Origin of the sequence: Acidovorax radicis N35 (genome assembly GCF_000204195.1) — a bacterium.
Lineage (GTDB): Bacteria > Pseudomonadota > Gammaproteobacteria > Burkholderiales > Burkholderiaceae_C > Acidovorax > Acidovorax radicis.
In genome coordinates this window covers 361293-387230 of sequence record NZ_AFBG01000018.1, presented here as the reverse complement: position 1 = coordinate 387230, position 25938 = coordinate 361293, and the positions used below count along the sequence as shown (strand labels likewise).

22 protein-coding genes are annotated in these 25938 nt (G+C 64.5%); 6 read left to right on the top strand and 16 right to left on the bottom strand.

Annotated elements, in window-relative coordinates; all coding sequences use genetic code 11:
• Window positions 1-11 precede the first annotated feature (11 nt).
• From ccoN to ARADN35_RS0107375, 3 genes are all read right to left on the bottom strand, one after another.
• Window positions 12-1451 (bottom strand): cytochrome-c oxidase, cbb3-type subunit I, encoded by a 1440-nt coding sequence (ccoN, locus tag ARADN35_RS0107385; protein WP_010460653.1) that lies wholly within the window; start codon window positions 1449-1451, stop codon window positions 12-14.
• A 64-nt stretch (window positions 1452-1515) separates the two neighbouring features.
• On the bottom strand, window positions 1516-1653 hold the full coding sequence (gene ccoS / locus ARADN35_RS0107380; RefSeq protein WP_010460651.1) for a cbb3-type cytochrome oxidase assembly protein CcoS: 138 nt from the start codon (window positions 1651-1653) through the stop codon (window positions 1516-1518).
• The gene (locus ARADN35_RS0107375) at window positions 1653-4049 is read right to left on the bottom strand and encodes a heavy metal translocating P-type ATPase (RefSeq protein WP_010460648.1); all 2397 of its coding nucleotides are present in this window, start codon (window positions 4047-4049) and stop codon (window positions 1653-1655) included. The genes ccoS and ARADN35_RS0107375 overlap by 1 nt, the downstream gene beginning before the upstream one ends.
• Before the next feature lie 189 nt (window positions 4050-4238).
• Here ARADN35_RS0107375 and ARADN35_RS0107370 point away from each other — a divergent pair, with 189 nt between their 5' ends.
• Window positions 4239-4682 carry a universal stress protein gene (locus tag ARADN35_RS0107370; RefSeq protein WP_010460646.1) on the top strand — a complete coding sequence of 148 codons (444 nt, stop codon included), beginning with the start codon at window positions 4239-4241 and terminating at the stop codon, window positions 4680-4682.
• A 75-nt stretch (window positions 4683-4757) separates the two neighbouring features.
• On the opposite strand, the gene ARADN35_RS0107365 is transcribed toward ARADN35_RS0107370, so the two are convergent.
• Window positions 4758-5696: a LysR family transcriptional regulator gene (locus ARADN35_RS0107365; protein ID WP_010460644.1), complete on the bottom strand. Its 939-nt coding sequence runs from the start codon at window positions 5694-5696 to the stop codon at window positions 4758-4760.
• Between the two features lie 68 nt (window positions 5697-5764).
• Here ARADN35_RS0107365 and ARADN35_RS0107360 point away from each other — a divergent pair, with 68 nt between their 5' ends.
• The gene (locus ARADN35_RS0107360) at window positions 5765-7261 is read left to right on the top strand and encodes an MFS transporter (protein WP_050812464.1); all 1497 of its coding nucleotides are present in this window, start codon (window positions 5765-5767) and stop codon (window positions 7259-7261) included.
• A gap of 58 nt (window positions 7262-7319) precedes the next feature.
• On the opposite strand, the gene ARADN35_RS0107355 is transcribed toward ARADN35_RS0107360, so the two are convergent.
• From ARADN35_RS0107355 to lgt, 6 genes are all read right to left on the bottom strand, one after another.
• Window positions 7320-8894, bottom strand: a complete 1575-nt coding sequence (locus ARADN35_RS0107355) for a malonate--CoA ligase (RefSeq protein WP_010460641.1) — start codon at window positions 8892-8894, stop codon at window positions 7320-7322.
• A 64-nt stretch (window positions 8895-8958) separates the two neighbouring features.
• Window positions 8959-9762: an enoyl-CoA hydratase/isomerase family protein gene (locus ARADN35_RS0107350; RefSeq protein WP_010460638.1), complete on the bottom strand. Its 804-nt coding sequence runs from the start codon at window positions 9760-9762 to the stop codon at window positions 8959-8961.
• Window positions 9763-9902: 140 nt separating this feature from the next.
• A complete protein-coding gene (locus ARADN35_RS0107345) occupies window positions 9903-10904 on the bottom strand; it encodes a Bug family tripartite tricarboxylate transporter substrate binding protein (protein ID WP_010460637.1) in 1002 nt (333 codons plus the stop codon).
• 147 nt (window positions 10905-11051) lie between these two features.
• Window positions 11052-12596 (bottom strand): malonyl-CoA decarboxylase, encoded by a 1545-nt coding sequence (locus ARADN35_RS0107340; RefSeq protein ID WP_010460635.1) that lies wholly within the window; start codon window positions 12594-12596, stop codon window positions 11052-11054.
• Window positions 12596-13264: a GntR family transcriptional regulator gene (locus ARADN35_RS0107335; RefSeq protein WP_010460633.1), complete on the bottom strand. Its 669-nt coding sequence runs from the start codon at window positions 13262-13264 to the stop codon at window positions 12596-12598. Before ARADN35_RS0107335 ends, ARADN35_RS0107340 begins: the two co-directional genes overlap by 1 nt.
• A 611-nt stretch (window positions 13265-13875) precedes the next feature.
• Window positions 13876-14700: a prolipoprotein diacylglyceryl transferase gene (gene lgt / locus ARADN35_RS0107330; RefSeq protein WP_010460631.1), complete on the bottom strand. Its 825-nt coding sequence runs from the start codon at window positions 14698-14700 to the stop codon at window positions 13876-13878.
• 248 nt (window positions 14701-14948) lie between these two features.
• Between lgt and bfr the strand changes: the two genes are divergently transcribed.
• From bfr to ARADN35_RS0107315, 3 genes are all read left to right on the top strand, one after another.
• On the top strand, window positions 14949-15416 hold the full coding sequence (gene bfr / locus ARADN35_RS0107325; RefSeq protein WP_010460629.1) for a bacterioferritin: 468 nt from the start codon (window positions 14949-14951) through the stop codon (window positions 15414-15416).
• Between the two features lie 149 nt (window positions 15417-15565).
• On the top strand, window positions 15566-16579 hold the full coding sequence (locus ARADN35_RS0107320) for a GlxA family transcriptional regulator (protein WP_010460627.1): 1014 nt from the start codon (window positions 15566-15568) through the stop codon (window positions 16577-16579).
• Window positions 16580-16655: 76 nt separating this feature from the next.
• Window positions 16656-17831 carry an MFS transporter gene (locus tag ARADN35_RS0107315; RefSeq protein WP_010460625.1) on the top strand — a complete coding sequence of 392 codons (1176 nt, stop codon included), beginning with the start codon at window positions 16656-16658 and terminating at the stop codon, window positions 17829-17831.
• Here the strand turns inward: ARADN35_RS0107315 and ARADN35_RS0107310 are convergent.
• Complete coding sequence (locus ARADN35_RS0107310; RefSeq protein ID WP_010460624.1) at window positions 17828-18796, bottom strand: LysR family transcriptional regulator; 969 nt, start codon at window positions 18794-18796, stop codon at window positions 17828-17830. The two genes, ARADN35_RS0107315 and ARADN35_RS0107310, sit on opposite strands and share 4 nt — an antisense overlap.
• A gap of 163 nt (window positions 18797-18959) precedes the next feature.
• On the opposite strand from ARADN35_RS0107310, the gene ilvD reads away from it, so the two are divergent.
• Window positions 18960-20666 (top strand): dihydroxy-acid dehydratase, encoded by a 1707-nt coding sequence (gene ilvD, locus ARADN35_RS0107305; protein WP_007855286.1) that lies wholly within the window; start codon window positions 18960-18962, stop codon window positions 20664-20666.
• Between the two features lie 141 nt (window positions 20667-20807).
• Here ilvD and ARADN35_RS0107300 read toward each other — a convergent pair whose 3' ends face one another.
• The 5 genes from ARADN35_RS0107300 to gmd form a co-directional block, all read right to left on the bottom strand.
• Window positions 20808-22019, bottom strand: a complete 1212-nt coding sequence (locus ARADN35_RS0107300) for a YncE family protein (protein ID WP_139019179.1) — start codon at window positions 22017-22019, stop codon at window positions 20808-20810.
• Complete coding sequence (locus tag ARADN35_RS0107295; protein ID WP_208856817.1) at window positions 22016-22756, bottom strand: ABC transporter ATP-binding protein; 741 nt, start codon at window positions 22754-22756, stop codon at window positions 22016-22018. Before ARADN35_RS0107295 ends, ARADN35_RS0107300 begins: the two co-directional genes overlap by 4 nt.
• 49 nt (window positions 22757-22805) lie before the next feature.
• A complete protein-coding gene (locus ARADN35_RS0107290; RefSeq protein WP_159103184.1) occupies window positions 22806-23609 on the bottom strand; it encodes an ABC transporter permease in 804 nt (267 codons plus the stop codon).
• A gap of 37 nt (window positions 23610-23646) precedes the next feature.
• Window positions 23647-24681, bottom strand: coding sequence for a glycosyltransferase family 4 protein (locus ARADN35_RS0107285; protein WP_244265856.1), 1035 nt, complete (start codon window positions 24679-24681; stop codon window positions 23647-23649).
• 133 nt (window positions 24682-24814) lie between these two features.
• Window positions 24815-25891, bottom strand: a complete 1077-nt coding sequence (gene gmd, locus ARADN35_RS0107280; protein ID WP_010460608.1) for a GDP-mannose 4,6-dehydratase — start codon at window positions 25889-25891, stop codon at window positions 24815-24817.
• Between the last annotated feature and the right edge of the window lie 47 nt (window positions 25892-25938).

Below are 25938 nucleotides of genomic sequence, written 5' to 3'. Positions count from 1 at the left end.
TCTCCTTCGGCTCAGGCGTGGGCCGCATTCACGGCAGGGATCGCCACCTTGACCGAACGGCCGGAGATCGCAGTCACCCACACGTTCCAGGCCATCACTACCATGCCGCCCAGGTACAGCAGACCACCGGCCACACGGATCACATAGAACGGATAGGTCGCCTTCACGCTTTCCACAAAGGTGTAGGTGAGCGTGCCGTCGGGGTTGATGGCGCGCCACATCAGGCCCTGCATCACACCAGCGATCCACATCGCGGCGATGTACAGCACGATGCCGATGGTGGCCATCCAGAAGTGCAGCTCGATTGCCTTGATGGAGTGCATTTTTTCGCGGCCGAACAGGCGGGGCACCAGGTAGTACAGCGAGCCCATGGAGATGAGGCCCACCCAGCCCAGCGCACCCGAGTGCACGTGGCCCACGGTCCAGTCCGTGTAGTGACTGAGGGCGTTGACGGTCTTGATGGACATCATCGGACCTTCGAACGTGGACATGCCGTAGAACGACAGCGACACGATCAGGAAGCGCAGGATAGGGTCGTCGCGCAGCTTGTGCCAGGCGCCCGACAGCGTCATCACACCGTTGATCATCCCGCCCCAGCTGGGGGCCAGCAGGATCAGCGAGAACACCATGCCCACCGATTGCGTCCAGTCGGGCAGCGCGGTGTAGTGCAGGTGATGGGGGCCGGCCCACATGTACGTGAAGATCAGCGCCCAGAAGTGCACGATGGACAGGCGGTAGCTGTACACCGGACGGCCTGCCTGCTTGGGGATGAAGTAGTACATCATCCCGAGGAAACCAGCGGTCAGGAAAAAGCCCACCGCATTGTGCCCATACCACCACTGCACCATGGCGTCCTGCACACCGGCATAGGCCGAGTAGCTCTTCATGAAGCCTGCAGGAATCGCAGCGCTGTTGACCACATGCAGCAAAGCCACGGCCAGGATGAACGCGCCGAAGAACCAATTGGCCACGTAGATATGTTTGACCTTGCGCACGCCGATCGTGCCAAAGAACACGATGGCGTAGGACACCCAGACCAGCGTGATCAGGATGTCGATGGGCCATTCAAGTTCTGCGTATTCCTTGCCGGACGTGTAGCCCAGCGGCAGGCTGATGGCTGCGGCCACGATGACCAGCTGCCAACCCCAAAACGTGAACGCCGCAAGCGGCCCGGCGAACAGGCGGACCTGGCTCGTGCGCTGCACGACGTAATAGCTGGTGGCGAACAGCGCGCAGCCGCCGAACGCGAAGATCACCGCGTTGGTGTGCAGCGGGCGCAAGCGCCCATAGCTGAGCCACGGAATGCCGAAGTTGAGCTCAGGCCAGGCAAGTTGGGCGGCAATGATGACGCCCACCAGCATGCCAACCACCCCCCAAACCACGGCCATGATAGAAAACTGCCGCACCACCGTATCGTTGTAGTGCGCAGCACTTGTTTTTGGAGAATCCATCGGGCACCTCTTTGTAATGCAGTAAGAGTTTGTTGCAGTCGGGGCTATCGGGCATTGACACAAGTCAACCGTCTCGGAGAATGCGCTCGCCCTCTTGTTCCACGCTCTCGAACTGGCCGTGGTACACCGCCCACCACAGCCCTCCCAGAATCAAAAGAACCAGCATCACAGACAGCGGAATCAGGAGATAAAGGATGTCCATCAGACAGGCTCCAGGGTTGTCTTCGAAAGATCCAGGGACGGCTGCAATGCGCTGCTGGCAGAAAGGACTGAGGAAGGAGACAGAGCCCCCTCCTCCTTCCGTGGCATCTCCTGCATCCCGGGCAGCGGAGGCAGGTCACGTGCGAGACGTGCCGCATTGAGCACCACCAACAATGAGCTCAGCGCCATGCCCAGCCCGGCCAGCCAGGCAGGCATCCAGCCCAACACCGCCAGCGGAACGCACAACGCGTTGTAGCCCGCCGCCCACCACAGGTTCTGGCGCACCACGCGCAAGGTGCGGCGCGCCAGCAGCACGGTCTGTGGCACCAAAGCCAGGCTGTCGCCCAGCACCACAAAATCGGCCTGCGACTGCGCCAGCGGCACTGCGCGGCCAAACGCAAAGGACACGTGCGCACCGGCCAGCACCGGGCCATCGTTCAAACCGTCGCCCACCATGGCCACCTGGTGGCCAGCAGCCTGCAGCGCCTGCAATGCAGCCAGCTTGCCCTGCGGCGTGCACTCGCCCGCCGCCTGCGCAATGCCTGCCTGTGCCGCCACACGCTGCACCGCGCCCATGCGGTCGCCCGACAGCAATTGCACCGCCACGCCACCCTGCTCCAGCGCAGCCACCACGGCGGGCGCCTCAAGGCGCAGGTCTTCCACCAGGTCGAAACGGGCCAGCTCTGACACCGGGCCATCGGCATGTTGTTCCGACAGCACCACCTGCAGCGCGGTACTGGCATCGTCCGCCGCCACGCCTGCGTGGTGCGCAGATCCGAGTCGGACCTTGCGCGCGGGCTGGACTGCGTTCCTGGTGTCGCACACCATGGCTACCAAACCCAACCCCGCTTCCTCCTGCAAACCAGCCACCCCCCAGCGACCATCACTCGCCGTAGCGGCCGCCGCCACCGCGCGCGATGCCGGGTGCATCGAGTGGCGCGCCAGGGAAGCAGCCAGGAACAGCGTTTCCTCGGCGGTCCACCCACTGGCCGTGCGCACGGCCCGCAGCGCCATGCCGTCCCGCGTGAGCGTCCCGGTCTTGTCGAACACCACGGTGTCCACGCGGGCCAGCGCCTCCAGCCCTTGCAGGTTGCGCACCAACACGCCGTGGCGTGCCAGCGTGCCAGCGGCCGTCAGCATCGCCACCGGGGTCGCCAGCGACAGCGCACAGGGGCAGGTGACGATGAGCACGGCCACCGCCACCATGAGCGCATGCCCTGGGTCAGACGGCCACCAGTACACCGCAGCCAAGCCCGCCGCCGCCAGCACCGCCAGCAAAAAGGGGCGGGCAATGCGGTCAGCCAATTGGGCAAGGCGTGGCTTCTGCAACGACGCGCTTTCCATAAGCGCCACGATCTGCGCAAAGCGGGTCTGCCCGCCCGTGCCTTCTACATGCACCTCCACCGGCGCCTGCAGGTTGTAGCTGCCCGCCGTGACCACGCTGCCCTCAGCGCGCGCCACGGGGGTGGACTCACCCGTCAGCAAGGATTCATCCGCATGGGTGTTGCCCAGGGTGATGCGCCCATCGGCCGGAAACGCCTCACCCGGCAACACGCGAATGGTGTCACCCACCACGACGCGGCGCGTGGCCACGCGCACAAAGCTGCCATCGGCCGCACGCCGCTCCACGCTGTCGGGCAGGCGGTTCATCACAGCCTCCAGCGCACCGGCCGTGCGGTCGCGCAGGCGCAGCTCCAACCAGCGTCCGGTAAGCAGGAAGAAGACAAACATGGTCAAAGAGTCGTAGTACACCTCCTTGCCAAAGATGCCCGCGGGGTCGAAGGTGCCCGCAGTGCTCACGACAAAGGTGATGGCCATGCCCAGCGCCACGGGCAAGTCCATACTCACCCGGCGCTGCCTGACGTCGCGCAGCGCGCTGGCAAAAAAGGGGCCGCACGAAAACACCACCATGGGCAGCGTGATGACCCATGAGGCCCAGCGCAGCAGTTGCTCCATCTCGCCCGTCAAGTCCCCGGGCTGCGCCACATACGCGGGCCACGCATACATCATCACCTGCATCATGCAAAAGCCTGCCACCAGCCAGCGCCACAGGGCGCGGCGGCTCTCGCGCTGGCGCTGCTCGCGGACAAAGGCATCCATGGCGGGCATGGCCCGGTAGCCCGCCTTGTGCACGGCCTCCATCCACTGCGAGGGCTGCACCTGCGAGGGTTGCCACACCACACGCGCGCGGCGCGTGGCGGCACTCACGTCTGCCTGCAATACGCCAGGCACCCTCCGCAGGGCATCCTCAATAGTGAGCGCGCAGGCCGCGCAGTGCATCCCCTCCAGCACCACGTGGGAGTCCCAGGCGCAAGTGGCAGGATCTGCGGGTGCCTTGTCTGCTGGCGCAAGGGGGCGACCGAACGCCGACCACTCCTGCGGATCATCCAGCAGCATGGCCTGCGCGGGGGGCTCCGCACCAGGGACAGCACCAAGCGCATGCACCGGGGATGGGGCCGGCGCACCGGGTCGAAACATTGACATGGTTCAAGCCTATCGTTCGGACATGACACGTACATTGACCTGCATCAAGTCCCGGAACATGATTCATCCTAAGCTCGTTCCATCACTTTGAGGAGATCTTTTATGTACAAGCGCATCCTGATCGCAACGGACGGCTCACCCCTCTCGGACAAGGCCGTGGAACATGGGCTGTCCCTGGCCGCCCTCACCGGCGCATCTGCGGTAGCCCTCAAGGTGGTGCCACGCTACCCACGCAGCTACTTCGAAGGCGGCATGCCCGTCGATACGAATGACGTGAAACGCATCGAATCGCAATGGGGCGACGCAGCCCAGGCCATGGTCGATGGCGTGAAAGCCCAGGGCGGCGCCCAGGGGGTGACAGTCAAGGCCGTCATCGCCAAATCCGACCTCGTGGCCGAAGCCATCATCTCGGCCGCCAAGAAGCACAAGTGCGACCTGATCGTGATGGCTTCCCACGGCCGCAAGGGCCTCAAGCGCCTGTTGCTGGGCAGTGAAACGCAGCATGTGCTGACGCATTCGCACATTCCGGTGCTAGTCCTGCGCTGAGAGATCAAGGCTCTTTCAAACTGATGTTCCAGTTGCTTGGTCTGCGTCGGAAGCAGCCACATCGGTGCCATGTCGTCAAAGGCGGCGGCGCGAAACGCGCGCGGTTGGGCCCTTGAGCATCGGGTCCTCCAGCACACGTATCAGGTTGTCGCGCAACCAGAGGTGTGCAGCATCGGCGCTATAGCGCGGATGCCACGCCATGCGCATAGGGTCGGATTCCACCGGCAGAGGCAATACAAACACATTCAGCTTGAGCGAGGGTGCCATCGCACGTGCCACGCGCTCCGGGACACAGGCGACAAGGTCTGAACGTGACGCAGCAATCAACGCCGTAAAAGCGCTGGGCACCACCAAGGCCACCAAACGTTGCAGGCCCAGTGCAGTCAGAGCTGCGTCCAGCGGGTTGGTTTCGCCCGGGCGTAGCGCTACGCCCACATGGCGCGCTGCCGCCAGGCGCATTGGAGTGACAGGTTGGGCCAGCAGCGCATGGCCGATACGTGCCGTGCCTACCACTTTCTGGTGCGATAGTTCTACCCACTCGGTTTCTGGATCGCGGCTGCGGAACATACCCACATCAAGGTCCACCCTCCCCTCTCTCAAAGCGCTGGGGTCGTTATGACTCTCCGCCAGAAACTGCAAGCTGGCCTGCGGCATCTCCTGCGCAAGTGCCTGCGATAAGGCAGCGCCATACACGACGGCAATGCCTTCGGGGGCTCGCACCACAAAATGCCTGCGCACTTGCAGCAGGCCGTCACGGTCTGCCGGTGAACGCAGTGCCTGCGCCTGGGCCAGCAACATGCGCACTGGCTCGACCAGCGCCAGGGCGCGCGGGGTCGGCACGAGCTTACGCCCCGCCCGCACCAAGATTTCATCACCGAACGCTTCGCGAATACGCGCCAACGCATGGCTCATGGCCGGCGTACTCAGATGCACCCGCTCGGCTGCTGCAGTCACGCTGCCGGTGGCAAGCAGCGCATCCAGTGCCACGAGCAGGTTCAGGTCGTAAAGTTTCATTTTGTGCAACTGTATATTCAATACATTGCACTGTACAAAACATTGGTGTACGGGAACACTCCCGCCCCATGTCACACCAGCCTTCCTCCACCCCTTCCCTCTCTGCGCCAGCCTACCGATCCACCGCGCTATCCCTGGTGGCGCTCATGCTCATGCTGGTCTTGGCAGCGCTGGATCAAACGATCCTCTCTACTGCGCTTGCGTTGATCCAACGCGACCTGCCGGGCACCCTGCCCTCCGCCTGGACGTTCTCGGCATACCTGCTCGCCGCCACCGTGGTGATTGGACTGTACGGCCGCATGGCCGACGTGCACGGGAAAAAGACCATGCTGCTGCTGGCCATCGCCCTGTTCTTTCTCGGGTCCACGGCCTGCGCGGCCAGCCAAAGCATGTTGCAACTGGTGCTGGCAAGGGCGCTTCAAGGTGCTGGGGGCGGCGGTCTGATGACACTGACCATGCTCGTTGTGGCCGACATGGCCCCGCCACAGGAGCGGGGGCGCTATCAAGCGCTTTTGGGCGCGGTCTATGGCGTGGCAACCATGTTCGGGCCGCTCACCGGCGGTTGGTTGACCGAGCACCTTTCCTGGCGCTGGGCGTTCGGGCTCAACGCGCCCCTCGCACTGGCCGCATTTGCCGTGCTGGCAAGCACATTGCGCCATCCGTTCCCAGAACCACGCAAGCCCATCGACCACCTCGGTGCACTGCTACTCACCGGCGCCCTGAGCAGCGCCTTGCTGATGACACAACGCGAGCGCCTGCAACTCCCTGCATGGCTGTCTATCAGCACGTTGGGCATTGCTTGCGCACTGAGCGCGAGCACTTTTGTGCTGCGGCAGCGGCACGCCAAGTATCCATTGGTACCCCTGTCTTTGTTTGCTCGGCCTATGTATACCGCAGCAGCCACCATCAGCTTGGTGACGGGTCTGGCGCTGTATGTTGCGGTCGTTTTCATGCCCATCTACCTGCAAACCACACTGCACCTGGCGCCTACGACGGCGGCCTGGCATTTGCTGCCATTGATGGCGGGAGTGACTGCCGCGGCCATTGCCAGCGGTCGCCTGCTGCGCTCGCGCATTCCGGCGCGGGGTCTCGGCACAGCAGCAAGCGTACTCGTGGTCGCTGGCTTTGCGCTGCTGACCCTGGCCATGGAACTGACACCCACCCAACCACTGGCACTGTCGGCCTGTCTTCTGCCCCTTGGTGCGGGCATTGGTCTGCTGTTTCCCATCGTGACCATGGTGTCTCAGCGTACAGCACCGGTGCAACTCATAGGCATCGCCACGGCCGTACCAGTGATGCTGCGCAGCCTGGGCGGAGCTGTGGGTGTGGCGCTGCTCACCAGACTGTTCAGCACCGTTTTTCACTCCTCGACGCTTCAACAGCCCGTGAGCAGCGCCGCGGCGGCACACCCATTGCAGTGGGTTTGGGGATTTACAGCGGCGGTCGCGCTGCTGGGACTGCTGGCCTGCCGGTGGCTGCCAGGCACGCCCCTGGAACAGACCCAGGGCGATGCCCAATCCCGCTCCGTGCCTCCGGGCAAAGAGGCGGCCAAACAGCTTGCATGAAAAAAGGGCCTGCAGGCCCTTCTTTCATTCAGCGTCGAGTTGCAACCACTAAAACCACTCAGGCAAACAGGCCCTTGTGTTGCTCGCGCAGCAGGTTCTTCTGCACCTTGCCCATGGTGTTGCGGGGCAGTTCGGGCACCACAAAACACTTCTTCGGGATCTTGAAGTTGGCGAGCTGCGACTTGAGCGATGCCACGATGGCCTCAGGGTTGAGCTGTGCGCCGGGCTTGGCAATGACCACAGCCACGCCCACTTCGCCAAAGTCGGGGTGTGGCACGCCCACTAGCGCACTTTCGGCCACGCCCGGCATGTCGTTGATGTAGCCTTCGATCTCGGCCGGGTACACGTTGTAGCCGCCGCTGATGATGAGGTCCTTGCTGCGGCCCACGATGCTCACGTAGTCGCGCGCGTCCACCTTGCCCACGTCGCCGGTCTTGAACCAGCCGTCTTGCGTGAACTCTTCGGCCGTCTTCTCGGGCATGCGCCAGTAGCCCTTGAAGACGTTGGGCCCCTTGACCTGGATGGCGCCGATCTCGCCCACGGGCAGCGGTTTGTTGGCGTCGTCCACCACGCGCAGGCCCACACCGGGCAGTGGGAAGCCCACGGTGGCGCCGCGCCGCTCGGTCTGGCCGCCATGGCGCTTGTCAGCCGCGTAGGGGTTGGAGGTGAGCATGATGGTCTCGCTCATGCCATAGCGCTCCAGGATGGTGTGGCCGGTGCGCTGCTGCCATTCGTTGAAGGTCTCAATGAGCAGCGGCGCCGAGCCTGCGACGAACAAACGCATGTTCCTGGCGGCCTCTTTGTTCAGCCCCGGCTCGGCCAGCAGGCGCACATAGAGCGTGGGTACGCCCATGAAGACGGTGGCGCGGGGCATGGCAGCGAGCACGGCCTTGGGGTCGAACTTGCTGAACCAGATCATCTTGCTGCCATTGATGAGCGCGCCGTGGATGGCCACGAACAGGCCGTGCACGTGGAAGATGGGCAATGCGTGGATGAGCACGTCGCCACGGCCGTCAGGCCCTCCGGTAGCCGTCCAGCCCCAGTACTCCTTGAGCACCTGCGCGTTGGACAGCAGGTTGCCGTGCGTGAGCATCGCGCCCTTGCTGCGGCCGGTGGTGCCGCTGGTGTACAGGATGGCGGCCAGGTCGTCCGCCTTGCGCTGCACAGGCGTGTGCGTGTCGCCATGGTGCGCGGCGCGGTCCAACAGGCTGCCAGTGCGGTCGTCGCCCAGGGTGAATACATGCTGAGTGCCGAGCGTGAACGCTATCTTGGACACCCAGCCGAAGTTGCCAGGGCTGCACACCACCACCGCAGGCTCGGCGTTGCCGATGAAGTATTCAATCTCGGCACTCTGGTACGCCGTGTTGAGGGGCAAAAACACATAGCCCGCACGCAAGGTGGCGAGATACAGCAGCATCGCTTCGACCGACTTCTCGACCTGCACGGCCACGCGGCTGCCTTCAGGCAGTTTCAGCGCGGTGAGCAGGTTGGCGATGCGCGCGCTGGCGTGGTCCAGGTCGGCCCAGGTGTAGAGCAGCGGAGCGCCATCGGGCGCCGTCGTTTCGACGGCGGTGCTGTCCAGGTCTGCAGGGAAGGCTGCGCGCAGGGCGCTGAAGAGGTTGTGTTGGCTCATGGCAGTGGTGCAAAGTTGCAGAGTTGCAAAAGGTCAGATCAACAAAAAAAGTGGGTAAGGCCCGTCAGAACACGGGAGCGCGTTTTTCAAGAAACGCGGTGATGCCTTCTCGGTGCTCGGCGCTGTCCGCATATGCATAGGGATTGAGCGGATCGAATGCTATATTTTTTATAGCATTCTGCGCTTTACCATCAAGCGCCAGGGGCACTTTTAATGCTCGAAATGTTTGTTTGTTCATGCGGGCCGCCTGGGGTGCCAATGCTGCAATGCGCTGCGCGCTGCCCAAGGCCTCGGCGGCCACCCTGTCGTCGGCCACCACCCGGCTTAAGAAACCCCGCTCCAGCATGTCGGCAGCGCTGAAGGTGACGGCTTCCAGCAGCATCTGCCGGGCCGTCATGTCGCCCACGGCACCGGCCACCAGCTGCGCCTCGCGCGGGGCCATGGGGAAACCGAGCTTGGCGATGGGGGCGCCAAATCGGGCGGCGCTGCCCGCAACACGGATGTCGCAGCAGCTGGCAATCTCCACCCCAGCGCCCATGCAGGCACCGCTGATCTGGGCCACGACGGGCACGTCGCACAAAAGCATGGCGTTCAGCCCGCCCCAGACATCGTTCTCATGAAAGTCGCGCAAGGCAGTAGCGTCAAACCGAAAACCCGGGTATTCCGAAATGTCCCCGCCCGCACAGAAGGCATCGCCCTGGCCGGCCATGAGCACACAGCGGACATCGCTGCGGCGCTGGATGTCTTCAAACACCTCGCGCAGCTGCCGCCACATGCCCCGCGACATCGCGTTCAGCCGCCCGGCATGGCGCAAGGTGACATGCACCACACCACGCTCACCGGCATCCATCAACACTTCACCCGACATATTCGTTGTCCATCACGATTGCAAAGTCCACGCCCCACAACAACTGGCGCAACGCCATCGCCAGTGCCACCGTGGAACTGGCTCTGCCAGGCCACGGGTGGCATCCCCCTCAGGGGGATGGCGCGAAGTGCCTTAGGGGGTTAATCAAGTTTTGCGCCAGAAGCCTTCACCACCGCCGCCCAGCGCTTGACCTCGCTGCTGACCATGGCGGCAAACTGCGGCTGGGTCAGGCCGCCGTATTCGGCGCCGTTGTTGGCCCAGATGGTTTTGAGCTCTTCTGCGCCCCCCAGCTTGCGCACTTCATCCACGATGCGCGCCTGCACGTCAGCGGGTGTGCCCTTGGGCGCCCACAGGCCGTACCAGGTGGTCACGGTGTAGTCGGGCAAGCCCACCTCGGAGGCACAAGGCACGTCCGGGAAGGCCGCGTTGCGCTTGGGGCCAGACACCATGAGCGCCTTGATGCGGCCGCTCTTGATGTGGGTGGCCGACGAGCCGAGGCCGTCAAACATCATGTCCACATTGCCACCGATAAGGTCTTGCAATGCGGGGCCCGCGCCCCGGTAAGGGATGTGGGTGATGAAGGTGTTGGTCTGCTGCTTGAAAAGCTCACCGGCCAGGTGGTGCGACGTGCCCGCACCAGCCGAGCCATAGTTGAGCTTGGCGGGGTTGCGCTTCACGTATTCGATGAATTGCTGGAAGTTGCTGACCGGCACGTTCTTGGGGTTGACCACCACCACCTGGGGCACGTTGGCCAGCAGGAACAGCGGGATGAAATCCTTCTCGATGTCGTAGTCGAGCTTGGGATACATCGACGGCGCAATGGCGTGGTGCACAGCCCCCATGAAAAGCGTGTAGCCATCCGGCGCGGCCTTGGAGGCAAAGCTGGCCCCCACGGTGCCGCCAGCGCCACCCCGGTTGTCAATCACGAGCGTCTTGCCAGTCACCTTGGAGAACTGCGCCGCCAGCGGGCGCGCAAAGGCGTCGGTGCCGCCGCCCGCAGGGAACGGCACCACCAGATTCACCGGCTTGGTCGGCCAGGCCGATGCCTGCGCCCACACAGGTCCGGCCCCCGTGGCCAGCCCCAGGCCCGTGGCGGCCGCCCCCAACAGCACGTCTCGGCGCTGCATTCGCATGTCTTTCATTTCTTGTCTCCTGTCGTCGTTGTAAAAAGGGAATGCAGGACCCCACCATGCCAAGCACCACTTACACCGGCTGCTTGCCCGATGTGGCGCACCATTTTCTGCGCCGATGATGACGATGATGGCATCGCCCGGCAGCAGGGCCTGCGGTCAGTCGCGGCACAGGCTGTCGATGTCCCCCGACACCGGCACCTTGCCCTGCGCGAGCAAGCTGCGGTGCTTGTCGATGCGCTTCAAGTCGTACAGGTAATTCACCATCAACCCATACGATTGTTTCAGTCCTTTGTTGGACGGGTCTCCCGCCCAGTTCAGGCGCTCCACCCGCGCGCCATTGCCCAGGTGGAACCGGGCCACAGGGTCCACCGGTTTGCCCTCCTGCAGTTCACGGCCCAGGTAGCGCGCGGCGCACTCCATTAGCATCTGGCGCACGGGCGACTTGGCATCCAGCTCGGTGGCCTTGTCGAGCGCTGCCAGCAGGTGGGTCGCCTGGGGAGGCTCAAAACCCACGGCGCGCCCCAGTTCGGAACGGCGCTTGTCGTCCAGGCGCTCCAGCATCGCACCCGCATGCTTGCCCAGCCAGGAGCGAAAGCCAGGGATGGGCGACAGCGTGGCAAAGGTACGCAGCCGGGGAAACTCGGAAGTCAGGGTCTCCACCACATGCTTGATGAGTGAGTCACCAAAGCTCACACCGCGCAGGCCGGTCTGGGTGTTGCTGATCGAATAGAAGATCGCCGTGGTGGCGCGCCCGATGTCAGCCGGCGCCGCCGCTTCGTCCAGCAAAGGCGTGATGCTGGAAGAGATCTTGTCCACCAGCGCCACCTCCACAAAGATCAGCGGCTCGTCGGGCAGGCGCGGGTGAAAGAAGCCGTAGCAGCGGCGGTCGCTGTCGAGCCGATTCTTCAGGTCAGCCCAGCTGCGGATGTCATGCACGGCCTCGTACTTGATGAGCTTTTCGATCAGCGAAGCGGGCGAGTCCCACGACAGGCGGCGCAGCTCCAGAAACGCCACGTCGAACCAGGTCGAGAACAGGTGCTCCAGCTCGGCATCCAGCGCCAGCAGGCGCTTGTCGGCCTTGAGCAGGGGCAGCAACTCGGCACGCATGTCGAGCAAGAAACGCATGCCTTCGGGGGACACCGAAAACCGCTGCAGCAAGCGCGTGCGCGGCGACACCAGCGCGCGGCGCAGGCTGATCTCGGCCTGGCCCTCTTCGGCCGTTCCGGCCGCGGCCTCGTAACGCTGGCGGGCCGATTTGAAGCGCGTGGCGTCCGGCGCAAATTGCTCGCACATCAAGAGCCACATGTCGCGCCGCTCCTCAGGCTCGGCCTTGGCATACCACTCGGCCACGGCCTGGGCACGGCGCCCGCCTTCGAGTTCGCTGACCTGGGGCGCCACCACCTCCTGCAGATCGGTCAACAGGCGGCGCAGCGCACGGGGCGACAACGCCTCTTGCCCACGCCGCAGCGTGGCCTGCAGCCGCTCGTGCGTAGAACGCGGCACGGCCACCTTGGCCACCACATCGGACACGGATTTGTCGAGCCCGGCCCGGGCTGATCTGTCGGTCGCCTTGTCGCCAGCCTTGTCGCCCGTTTTATCGGACGTCTTATCGGCTGATTTCTCTGCGGCCTTGTCTGCAGCGGGCGCGGCGGTGCGCAGGCGCGACACGCTGCGCGCGATCCATTCGGGGGTACTGTTCATCATGGTGTCAGCCTCGATTGCTGGTTGCGGGCTACGTCGCGCAGCGCATCGCGCTGGCGCAACAAGTGGTTGCGCATGGCCTCTTCGGCGGCGTCGCAGTCGCGCGCCTTGAGCGCGGCGAACACGGCCAGGTGCTCGGCCAGGCTTTGCTGGAGGCGGCCCGGCACATGCAGCGTCTGCGCCCGCGCCAGGCGCAGAATTTTTCGCAAATCGCCGATCACCTGGGCCAGCCAGCGGTTGTCTGCCAGCGTGATGAAGGCTTCATGGATGGCGTAGTTGGCTTCGTAGTAGTCGGCGATGAGGCCTTCGGACGCAAACTGCTGCAGCCGCTGGTGCAGCACATCGAGCGCAGCCACATCCGCCGCGCCCGCCTTGCGCGTGGCCTCATGGGCGGCACGCCCCTCCAGCAGCGCGATCACCGGAAACAGGTCGTCCAGATCACGTTCGGTGATCTCGGCCACGAAGCAGCCCCGCCGTGGCTCGTGGCGCAACAGGCCCTCTGCCACCAGCACCTTGAGCGCCTCGCGCAGCGGTGTGCGCGAAATCGCCAGCCGCTCGCACAGGGCCGCCTCGTCCAGAAAGCTCCCGGGTGGCAAGGCACCGGCAAAGATCTGCTCGCGCAAACGCGAGGCCGCTTCGTCGTGCAATGAATTGGGAACCGGGCGCATGGTGCGGGTAAAACTCCAGGGTGATCAATCACGGGCGGACCATTGGCCTGCAGCTTTTGCTGCCAACGAGTATCCAAATGCCTGCAAACAATTGCTTTGTTTGCACATATCCGTAATTTCTCATAATTACGCAAAATAACAAGAGAAAAGCCTGCGAATCTGGAGGCTATTGGGTAAAAACCTGTGTCTTGCGGCGGTGGCGCAACATGTAGTGGGCAAATGCCGGGCTTCGGCGGGCCCGACTTGCCGTTCTTCGGCCTTTTCTGCGGAGCCATTCAGCTTCAACTCGCCATGGCGGCTCGCCCGTGGAAAGCCCCTCCCCCGCAGCACCCAGCGGGCAAGTCATCCGGCCACAGTGGCGTCCAAATCGCACGGCCTCGCCCAGGCCGTCCAGATGTTCCTGCCGCAGTTTCACGCCACAGGCACCAGCGGCACGCCCCAACAACGTCGCACGGATTTCCGCTGCCCGGCGCCTCGCGCTACCTGAACTCCATCACCAAGGACCTCGCACCGGTCCCAAGCGCAGAGCACCTGTCGCAGCTTTTGCGACAAATCGCTATATTTTCAATAGCTGCCAACGCATATTCAATAAGCGCCAGGTGCCATTTTCACTAGATTTTTTGCGCCCCCGCCGGCTGGCGCTGCGACCACAGCCACAACAGGACACCCGCGGCGATCATCGGCAGGCACAGCCACTGGCCCATGCTCATGCCCAGCGACAGCAGTCCCAGAAAGCTGTCGGGCTCACGGAAATACTCGGCAATGAATCGGAACACGCCATAGCCCACCAGGAAGGCCGCAGCCACTTGGCCCTGGCGGCGCTCCTTGCGCGCATACAGCCACAGCAGGATGAACAGCAGCAACCCTTCCAGCAGGAACTGGTAGACCTGGGATGGATGGCGCGGCTGCATGGAGCCGCTGTGTGCGAACACCATGCCCCAGGGCAGGTCCGGGCTGGCAAAGCGGCCCCACAGTTCGCCATTGATGAAATTGCCCACGCGCCCGGCCGCGAGACCGGTGGGCACGCAGGGCGCCACGAAATCCGCCACCTGCAGCCACGGCCGCTTGCGCGAATGCGCAAACCACAGCATGGCCACGATCACCCCGAGCAGCCCGCCATGGAATGCCATGCCACCCTGCCACACCGCAAAAATCTCCAGCGGATGGCTCAGGTAGTAGCCGGGCTTGTAAAACAGACAGTAGCCCAGGCGCCCGCCAACCACCACACCGGCCACGCCGAGAAAGAGGATGTCTTCCACGTCCTTGCGCGACCAGGCCCCCGCGCCGGTGATGGACGCAAAGGGCTCGTGCCGCAGGCGCCGGATGCCCAGCAGCATGAACAGGCCAAAAGCCGCGAGATAGGTCAGGCCATACCAGTGGATGGCCAGCGGGCCCAATTGCAGGGCGATGGGGTCGATGTGGGGGTACGTCAGCATTTGGGCGGTATTGTGCCCGCGCGTCGAAGACCATTGGCGAACCACGGCCCTGCGCGCCACCGGGACAAGCGACACTCGGCCGCGGCCCCACGAAGACACACGGCCGCCAATGCGCCCGCATCGCGCCAAGCCCCATTGAATGCGAACGCGCCTGATCCCAGTACGCATACAGAGCGACAGCACGGGGGAATCGCCGGCGATTGCCACTGTCGGCGCGATACTCCCCGCATCAAAACAAGGAAAAACACATGCAGGGAAACCCCCAAGTCATCGACTATTTCAAGGATCTGCTGCGCGGCGAGCTGGCCGCGCGCGACCAGTACTTCGCGCATTCGCGCATCTATGAAGACCAGGGCTTCACCAGGCTCTTCACCCGCCTCGACCACGAGATGCAGGAAGAAACCCAGCACGCCGACGCCTTGCTGCGCCGCATCCTGATGCTGGGCGGCCGCCCCGACATGCGCCCCAAGGAGTTCACCCCCGGCGAGACCGTGCCGGACATGCTGAAGAAGGACCTGGCCACCGAGTACGAAGTGCGCGCCGCCCTGCAGCAGGGTATTGCGCTGTGCGAGAGCGTGGGCGACTACGTGAGCCGCGACCTGCTGCTGCTGCAACTGCGCGATACCGAAGAAGACCACGCCTACTGGCTGGAGAAGCAGATCGGCCTGATCGACAAGGTGGGCCTGCAGAACTACCTGCAGTCGCAAACGGCCTGATCTTCCGCGGGACGCCAACCCCGCCCAATGATCGACCCAGGCACCTCGCGAGGTGCCTTTTTTCATGGGCGCCCTCGACGGGCTGATGTGGCCAGATATGTGGGGTTGTTGTCATTGCAGCCAACCCAGCAAACGCCGACACTGCCCTCATGCCTCCATCCATCCGCACCGTGGCGTGCCTGATCTACCCCGACGTCATGAGCCTGGACGCGGTCGGCCCCCTACAGGTCTTCGGCTCAGCCAATGCCGAGCGCACGGGCCACGGTCTGCCGCCCGCCTATGCGCTGCGCCTGGTGGCGGAGGCCGCAGGGCCTGTCACCACGTCGGCAGGATTCGCGCTGGTGGCCGATGCAGGCTGGACCACGCTGGACCCGGCGCAGCTGGACACCCTGCTGGTCGCCGGCGGCGATGGCGTCATCGCGCAATTGGGCAACACCGCACTGCAGCAATGGCTGCGCGGCGCAGAGCCGCAGGTCCGCCGCATGGGCTCGGTGTGCTCGGGCGCGCTGCTGCTGGCGCATGCAGGGCTGCTCGATGGGCTGCATGCCACCACCCACTGGTGCCGCACCGACCTGATGCGCCGCAACTACCCCTCCGTGCAGGTGAACGATGACTGCCTGCACACCTACGATGCGTCCAGCGCGGTGTACTGCCACCTGTTCACGTCGGCTGGCGTCACGGCGGGCATCGACCTGGCGCTGGCGCTGGTGGAGGCTGACCTGGGCCGCCCCATGGCGCTGGCCGTGGCGCGGCGGCTGGTGATGTTCATGCGCCGCCCGGGCGGGCAGGCGCAGTTCAGCGCGCTGCTCGCACCCGAGACCCGGCATGCGCCGCGGCTGGCGGCGCTGCTGGAATGGATTCCGTCACAGCTGGGCGGCGACCTATCGCTGGATGCGCTGGCTGAGCAGGCCTGCATGCCACCGCGCACGCTGACGCGCGTGTTCCAGCGCGAGCTGGGCACCACGCCCGGGCGCTATGTGGAGCGCGTGCGGGTGGAGGCTGCGTCCACCCTGCTTGCGCAGGCCCAGGCGTCGGTCTCGACCGTCGCGCGGCTGTGCGGCTTCGAGCACCCAGAGAACCTGCGCCGCAGCTTTCACAAGCACCGCGCCGTGAGCCCGCAGGCGTATGCGCAGCGCTTTGGCGTGGGGGCGCTGCTCGACTGACTCTCGCCGCACCGCGCCCTCTCTCCCCCACCGCCCTGGCTTTGCGCCCATGCGGCGCGCCACCGAAAGTCATTCCATGCTGCTTTTGCGCAATGCGTCCGTTCGCCTGCTGTTTGCGGGCCAGGCCCTGTACTGGGGCTGCTCCATCATCGGCATCACGCTCACCTCCATCGTGGGCGCGCGGCTGGCGCCCTGGCCTGTGCTGGCCACGCTGCCGCTGGCGCTGCTGGTGCTGGGCAACCTGGTGGCGGTGCAGCCGCTGTCGCTCTTCATGCAGCGCCGGGGGCGGCGTGCGGGGCTGCAGGCCGGCGCGCTCTTTGGTGTGGCGGGCGGGCTGGTGAGCATGGTGGGCGTGCAGTGGGGCAGCTTTGCGGTGTTCTGCGCGGGCACGCTGGCCATCGGTGCGTACCAGGCATCGTCGGGCTACTACACCTATGCGGCGCTGGAGGCGGTCGACCCCATGCAGAAAGGCCGTGCCGCAGCCTGTGTGGTGGCGGGCGGCCTGTGCGCAGCGGTGTTCGCGCCGCCGCTGGCGCTGTGGTCGCGCAACCTGCTGGCCACGCCGCTCGCGGGCGCCTACCTGGCCATTGCGGCGCTGGCCGCGCTGGGCTGGGTGGTGATGGCACGGCTGCGCGAGGGTGTGGCGCCCAAGCCGGCAGCGGGCGGCATGGCCGCCATGCGCGCCCTGCTGGCCCGCCCCGGCCTGCGCGCGGCTGTGGTGATGACGGCCATCGGCCACGGCCTGATGATTCTGGTGATGAACGCCACGCCGCTGGCGATGGAGGTGTGCGGTTTTTCGGCGGCATCGGCGGCGCAGGTGATCCAGTGGCACGTGATCGGCATGTTCGCGCCCGCGCTGTTCTCGGGCGTGCTGGTGGACCGCTTTGGCAGCCGCAGCGTGGCTGCGGTGGGCGCGGCGTGCCTGGCGGCCAGCGCGGTGGTGGCGTTGTCGGGCCTCTCGTTCACCGAGTTTTTGGCCAGCTCGTTTCTGCTCGGCACGGGCTGGAATCTGATGGTGATCTCGGGCACCACGCTGCTGTCCGAATCGCATGCCCCCGAGGAGCGCGGCCAGGCCCAGGCACTGATGCAGCTGGCCAACGGCATCGTGGCGGCGATGATGTCCTTTGCCTCGGGCGCGCTGCTCACCGGCGTGGGCTGGACCGCCATCAACGCCGTGGCGCTGCCGCTGCTGGCCATTGCCGCGGGCCTGCTCTTCGTGCGCGGGCGCGCTGCGCCGGTCGCAGCAGGCTAAGCGGTCTTCGAGCGCTCACGCACGAAGTCGATGAACCGGGCCAGCGCCGGGTTGTCGAGCGCGGCGGGCCACACCAGGCTGGTCTCGCACACGGGCAGCAGCGGCGCGCCAGCGGGTTTTGCGGCCCTGGCCTTCGCCCTGGCGGCAACAGCAGGCCCGAAGGCATCGGCCGCGCGGTAGACCACGCCCTCGCGGCGGAACTGGGTCACGCTCTCGGGCACCCAGGCCACGCCCAGGCCGCCCCACACCAGGTTGACGATGGTCTGCATCTGGATGGCCTCTTGCGCCACCACGGGCACGCGGCCGGCGGCGTGGTAGAGCGCGAAGATGGCGTCGTGCAGCGAGGGGACGATGCGGCGCGGGAAGATCACCAGGGGCTCGGCCAGCACCTCGGGCAGATGCAGGCGCGGCGCCCGCGCCAGGGGGTGGCTGGCCGGTAGCGCCAACACCAGCGGCTCTTCGGCCACGGCCAGGCGCGCAAGTTCGGGCGGCGCGAATCCGGGTGAATGCAGCATCAGCCCAGCATCGAGTTCACCGCGCGAGAACAGTGCACGCTGCACGTCGCCCGTGGCCTCCACCAGTTCTAGCGCCACCTGGGGGCACAGCACGCGAAAGTCGCGCACCCACTCGGGCAGCCGCTCGAAGCCGATGGTGGAGACAAAGGCCAGCCGCACCCGCCCCACCTCGCCCGCCGCCGCCGCACGCGCGCGCACGGGCAGCGCCTGCGCGCGCTCCAGAAAGTCACGCACGTCGGGCAGCAGGGTCTCGCCCGCCGGGGTCAGCGCCACGCGCCGGCGCGTGCGGTCGAACAGCATCACGCCCAGCGACCGCTCCATCTGCGCGATGGCCTGAGTCAGCGGCGGCTGCGTCATATGCAGGCGGATGGCGGCGCGGCCGAAGTGCAGTTCCTCGGCCACGGCCACGAACTGGCGCCAGGCGCGGACGTCGATGAGGGTTTCTTTCATGGCGGTGATGTGCCTGTGATACGTTTTACATATTAATCGAGCAGGTGAAAGGGATTGGAAACGCAGCGGCAAACGCCGCATACTTGCACCCCGAGAGCGTTGGACACCCTGGCCGCAGGAGTGCCCCATCCATTACAACGAGTCCCCCACCAGGAAATCAGCCATGGCAGACAGCAAGACCATCCCGATCCAGCCCATCAACCACCGCAGCGCCAACATCACGCAAGGCAAGTCACGCGCGCCCAACCGCTCCATGTACTACGCCATGGGCTACGAGGAAGGCGACTTCGTCAAACCCATGGTCGGCGTGGCCAACGGCCACAGCACCATCACCCCGTGCAACAGCGGCCTGCAGAAGCTGGCCGACGCGGCCATCGCCGGCATCGAGGAAGCGGGCGGCAACGCCCAGGTGTTCGGCACGCCCACCATCTCGGACGGCATGGCCATGGGCACCGAAGGCATGAAGTACAGCCTGGTCAGCCGCGAGGTCATCAGCGATTGCATCGAAACCTGCGTCGGCGGCCAGTGGATGGACGGCGTGCTGGTTGTTGGCGGCTGCGACAAGAACATGCCCGGCGGCCTGATGGGCATGCTGCGCGCCAACGTGCCCGCCATCTATGTGTACGGCGGCACCATCCTGCCGGGCCGCTACCAGGACAAGGACCTGAACATCGTGAGCGTGTTCGAGGCCGTGGGCGAAAACGCCGCCGGCAAGCTCAGCGACTTCGACCTCAAGGAGATCGAAAAGCGCGCCATCCCCGGCACCGGCTCGTGCGGCGGCATGTACACCGCCAACACCATGTCCAGCGCCTTCGAGGCCCTGGGCATCAGCCTGCCGTATTCGTCCACCATGGCCAACCCGCACGACGAGAAGATGAACTCGGCCAAGGAATCGGCCAAGGTGCTGATCGAGGCCATCAAGATGGACCTGAAGCCGCGCGACATCGTGACCAAGAAGGCCATCGAGAACGCCGTGGCCGTGATCATGGCCACGGGCGGCTCCACCAACGCCGTGCTGCACTTCCTGGCCATTGCCCACACCGCGGGCGTGGAATGGGACATCGACGACTTCGAGCGCATCCGCAAGCAGACCCCCGTGCTGTGCGACCTCAAGCCCAGCGGCAAGTACCTGGCCGTGGACCTGCACCGCGCAGGCGGCATTCCGCAAGTGATGAAGGTGCTGCTCAAGGCCGGCCTGCTGCACGGCGACTGCATCACCATCAGCGGCAAGACCATTGCCGAAGTGCTCAAGGACGTGCCCGATGTGCCGCGTGCCGACCAGGACGTGATCCGCAACATCGACAACCCCATGTACGCGCAGGGCCACCTGGCCATCTTGAAGGGCAACCTGAGCCCCGAAGGCGCCGTCGCCAAGATCACGGGCCTGAAGAACCCCGTCATCACCGGCCCGGCACGCGTGTTCGACGACGAGCAATCGGCCCTCGAAGCCATCCTGGCCGGCAAGATCAAGGCCGGCGACGTGATGGTGCTGCGCTACCTGGGCCCCAAGGGCGGCCCCGGCATGCCCGAAATGCTGGCCCCCACCGGCGCGCTGATCGGCGCCGGCCTGGGCGAAAGCGTGGGCCTGATCACCGATGGCCGCTTCTCCGGCGGCACCTGGGGCATGGTGGTCGGCCACGTGGCGCCCGAAGCGGCTGCCGGCGGCACCATTGCCTTCGTCAACGAAGGCGACAGCATCACCATCGACGCGCGCCAGCTGCTGCTGGAACTGAACGTGCCCGAAGAAGAAATCGCCAAGCGCCGCGCCGGCTGGACGGCCCCCGCCCCGCGCTACACACGCGGCGTGCAGGCCAAGTTTGCGTTCAACGCGTCGAGCGCGAGCAAGGGTGCAGTGCTGGACGCTTATTGAAATCCAGCACAAAGAAAAGAAAAAGCCCACCGTCCCCGGTGGGCTTTTTTCTGGGTGATCTCACATTGGCACGCCGCATTGCCTCCGACGGCCCCCCCTGGCAAGTACATCAGCGCTCCGTCCCCTCCTGCGAATCCCGTCCTAACCCTTGCGCCGCCTGGACCGCCACCGGATCCAGCCGTCTGCCAAAGTCCTCAAGGGCGCCGTCACCCGCCAGGACCAGCTCGCGCGCATCAAGCCCATTTCTTTTCTCACGGCGGCCGTCACGGCTGCTTCGCGTGCTACCACATCGCGCGCAAGACGTAGTACGGTAACCCGTGTACGGTCTGCGGGCGACGTACCAGGTGAGCCCGTTTGCATCACTTCTTCTGGCGCAAAGGCTTCGGCCTGCGCCATGAGTTCATCGATATCGAAAAAGGCCAAGGGCTGCTCCGCGCAGGTAGTGACCAGCAGGCCCCAAGGTTCATGCACGTCGATGCCCTTGGGCCCACCTTCGCGCGGGTTGTGATGCCCCTGCTCGAACACGCCATCGTCCAGCACGCGGATCACGGCGTTCGGCTGGGCCAGGTTTTTCCACCCCGAAGCAGCGCGGTGAAACACCGCCACGTGGGGAGCGCCTGCGTCCGCCACCAACAAGATGCGGCCCCCCGACAGAAAACACAGCCCATGGGGATAGCTGATTCCACGCAGTTCTGCCGCGGGCTCGTTGCCCGGCGCGAGGAATTCATCGTTGCGATAAAGCGCTACAAGGTGGCGGTCGTGGTTGCTCACCGCCACCCAGTCTGCACTGGCGTCCAGCGCCACACCGTCCGGAACCTCCAGCCCGTGCTGCATGAGGAGCTGTGCATCAAGGTGGGAAAAACCGGCTGCCGTGTTCAACAGGTGATGGGTGACATAGTGGGAAAAGCCGTTGCACACCCAAAGCTCATGCAGTCCCGCGCCCAGATCCCGTGCACACAGGCTTCCCGGGGTGCTCAGGAGTTCTGTCTCACGCTTGCTGATGATGGACAGGGGTTGAAGGTCACACACAGAGGTCAGCCGATCTGCGCGGGGAATGTCGAACAGCGATACATTGCCCTCCCGACTGGCGACCGCGACGATGCTGTTACTGATCCAGCACAGGCCATGGGGGCGCCGGAGACTGGTGGAGGCAACCTCCACGGTATCCGTCAGGTACAGCACCTTCTGTCCATTTTCGAACTGGCAGTCCACCCCGACAATCAGCACCTTGTCCAGCGTGATGGCAGCAAGGGCAACACGGCGCCCGTCGGGTGACCAACTCACATCCTCAGTGCGCCCCATCGATGCGATGGAGTTCAACACTTCCGCTGGACCGATACATACCAGTCTCACGGAGAGACTCCTTGCTGGGCGTTATGAAACGCCAACGCATCCTCCACACTTCCATCCATCACCACACATCCATCCTTCAGGACCAGCGCGCGGTTGCAAAAGCTCTTGAGAATGACTTCGTTGTGGGACGCAAGCACCAGAATGGAGACCTGTTCGATCAGCCCGTTGATGCGTTCCTTGGCCTGGCTGAAAAACTTTGCGTCACCAGCGCCAATCATTTCATCCATGAGCAGGATATCGGGAACGACGCTTGTGGACACCGCGAATGCCAGGCGCAGCAGCATGCCCTGGGAATAAGTCCGGACCGGTAGCTGAAGGTGTTCGCCAAGCTGGGTGAATGCCTCCACCGAGGGAATAAGACCCATCGCCTGCCTGCGCGTCAGCCCCATCACAATGCCGCGCATGATGATGTTGTCGTAGCCGGTGGCATCGACGTCCATGCCCAGCATGATGTCCGTGAGGGCGGCAACCCGGCCACGAAAGGACAATTCACCTTGCGTGGGTTCGTAGACTCCGGAAAGCACACGCAGCAGCGTGGTTTTTCCGGCCCCGTTGGAGCCGATCAAGCCAATGCGGTCTCCTGGGCGAAGCACAAGGCTCACATCGCGCAACGCATGCACGCTGACCTGCCGCAAGCCACTGGCCTCCACGCGAGCCTTGTCGCGCTGGGGGAGCCCCAGCACAGTGTTCAGCAGCCCCCGGGACCGGGTCGTAAAAACGGGGAAGTCGATTGACACGCCCGTCAACTGGATATGGACCATCTTGCGATACCGAGGGGCTCTGCGCCTATAACCAGTACACAATCCGCCGCCGGATCGCCACGTACTGCCAGAAAAAAACCAACGCCAGCAGCAAGACCACGCCCACCGCCGCGCCCCATGTGTGCAGGCCCGGGACGGTTCCCATCAAGGGGCTGCGCATCAGTTCCAGGAAAAGCGCCAACGGATTCAGGTGCACAACCCACTGTGCACGCTCGGTCAACTGGTCAGGAACCCACAGCACGGGTGTCACAAAAAAACTGACCTGCATCAGGCTGCCCAGGGCCACCGTCACGTCACGGAAGCGGGCCGCCAGCCCCCCAAGGATGGCAACCACCAGACTGGCCGCAAGCAGCGTCAGTGCAGTTGCAGCCAGCAGCGCCCCCCACTGCACCGCCCCCAGCCGCCCCGCCCACAACAGCACGGCCAGCACAATCACCGCGCTGTGCAGCATCAAGATGGAACATCGGAACACGGTGCGAAAAACAAATGCCATCTTGGGATAAGGCGTCTGCTTCAGGAACGCATCCGAGCCGATATAGGTCAAACAGCCCTCATTGATCAGGGCACTGAAGTACCCGAACAGCACATGCCCAGCACAAAAATACGGCAGGTACCATTCGGCCGGATACTTGAACAGCTGCGCACCAATCAGGCCAAACGCAACGATGAACACGGCCGTGTGCAGCGTAATCCACACAGGCCCCAGAAAGGTCCGCCGATACTGCTTGGCAACATCGTTCCAACCCATAAAACACCAGAAGCGCCACGCCACCATGGCGCTCCAGATATCAAGCCCCAGCAATTGCACTTGCCTCTGGCGCGCAGACACGGGGGGGTTGGTGGTTGAAGGTGTCATCACGAGAAACTCAAGCCATCGACTCGTAGACGCGCAGGGTTTTTTCTGCGCACGCTTGCCAGGTGAACGCGCGCACGCGATCACGTCCACGCACGACCAGCTGGCTTGCCAACTCGGGGTTCTCGGCGATGCGGCGCATCGCATCCGAAAGCTCGTCGACGCGAAGAGGATCAATCAACAAGGCCGCGTCGCCCGCCACCTCCGGGATAGAGGTCGTATTGGATGCCACCACGGGCACACCCGCCGCAAAGGCTTCCAGCACCGGCAATCCGAATCCCTCGTGGAGCGAAGGGAACACCAGGGCCGCCGCACGCTTGATGACCACTTGAAGTTCGTCATCAGGCAAATGCCGCAACCAGCGGACATGCTTGAGCGCTCCCCCTGTGAACTGAGCCATGACGTCCTCGCACCCCCAGCCCGGCTTGCCAACCACAATCAAGGGGCACTCGCGCTGCAGGTGTTCGGGCAGGCTCGCATGGGCCAAAAGCAGACGGCCGATATTTTTGCGTGGCTGCAGGGTGCCGACACTCACAAAATACCGCTCCGGCAGCGCATGCCGCAACCGTACGGCCTCTCCCAAGGCGTCGTCCACTGGTGCAAACCACCGTGCCCCCACCCCCAGCGGAATGGCGGTGATCCGCTCCTCGGGAATGCGAAAATGCATAGCGATCTGCTGGCGGGAATAGTCGGAAATCGTGATGACGTGCTGCGCCCAGAACGCGGTGCGCCGCCACAATTCGTTTTTCAGGCCCTTGAATCGGTATCGGACCCACTCGGGGTGGGACAGCGGGATCGCATCGAAAATTGTCGCCACCACTGGCGTGCCACGCAAGCGGGGCACCAGATGGTCGGTCGCATGAACCACATCAATCCCGGGACAGAGCGCGCGGCGAACTCCGCCAAAGTCCATACCCGGCAGCGTGGCAGCCAGGGCCTGCCGCGCGAAAGGCCCAAAGGAGATCGCGGGGGTCGCCCCCTCCCACAGGCTCGCCGGTGCATCGAACAGATACGGCTGCAGCTGCGCTGACGGCGGCATGGCTGCCATCAGCTCCCGGGTGTAAGTGCCAATACCATCCACCCCACCTTGCTGGACGGACCGCGCAAGAACGCTGACCCCGAAAGCCACCCTCATCGGACGACCTCGCAGGGTAGCCGCCACAACGAACAGTCGTTGACCATCATCGGGCCCCGGGATAAGTGCGCCGCAAGTCGGCTTCAACCATCATTCGACAGATCTGCTCCACGGTGGTGTGCGCCTCCCAACCCAACTCCACCCTGGCCCGGGAAGCGTCGCCCACCAGGAGATCCACCTCTGCAGGGCGGAAGAAGCTGGGATCAACGCTCGCCACAACGCGACCAGTCCCCACGTCGATGGCTACCTCCGACGCAGCGGCGCCCACAAACTCCAGGGATATTCCGGTGACCGAGAACGCCATGCGCACAAAATCGCGCACGGTCTGCTGGCGGCCCGTTGCCAGCACATAGGTGCCTGGTTGCTCAGCCTGCATCATCTGCCACATGCCTTCCACGTACTCAGCCGCAAAACCCCAGTCGCGGCGCGCGTCCAGATTGCCCAGTTCGAGCACATCCCTTTCACCGTGGGCCATGCGAGCCACGGCACTCGATATCTTGCGTGTCACAAATTCGCTGCCCCGAAGGGGGCTTTCATGATTAAAAAGAATGCCGCTGACGGCATACATTCCGTACGCCTCCCGGTAGTTGATAGTCATCCAGTGGGCAAACAGCTTGGAGACTGCATACGGGCTGCGCGGGCAAAAGGGTGTGGACTCGCACTGTGGTGCTTGCTCCACGCCGCCGAACATCTCCGAGGAACTGGCCTGGTAATAGCGTATGCGGGGATCTACCAGCCGGATGGCTTCCAGGAGATTCAATGCACCCTGGCCATTGACCAGCGCCGTGGTGGTGGGAGCGTCGAAACTGGCCCCCACAAAGCTCTGCGCCGCCAGGTTGTACAACTCATCAGGATGAAATTTCTGCAGGAGCGCGATGGCAGAGCCCGGGTCCGTCAGGTCAAAATCGACCAGTAGCAAATTGGGATGTCCCAGCACGCCCAGCTCGTGAAGGCGCCAGGTATTCACACTGCTGGTCCGACGATGGGTTCCTATGACCTGGTACCCCTTCTTCAGCAGAAACTCTGCCAAATAGGCCCCGTCCTGTCCGGTTACACCAGTGATGACGGCTGTCTTGCCATGTGCAACGATGATGGGCTCTTTTCTATAGCGCAATCTTGACATGCCTGCTCTCCGCGCAGGAAAGCAAAGGCCAGAGGCTGCGGAGTGTT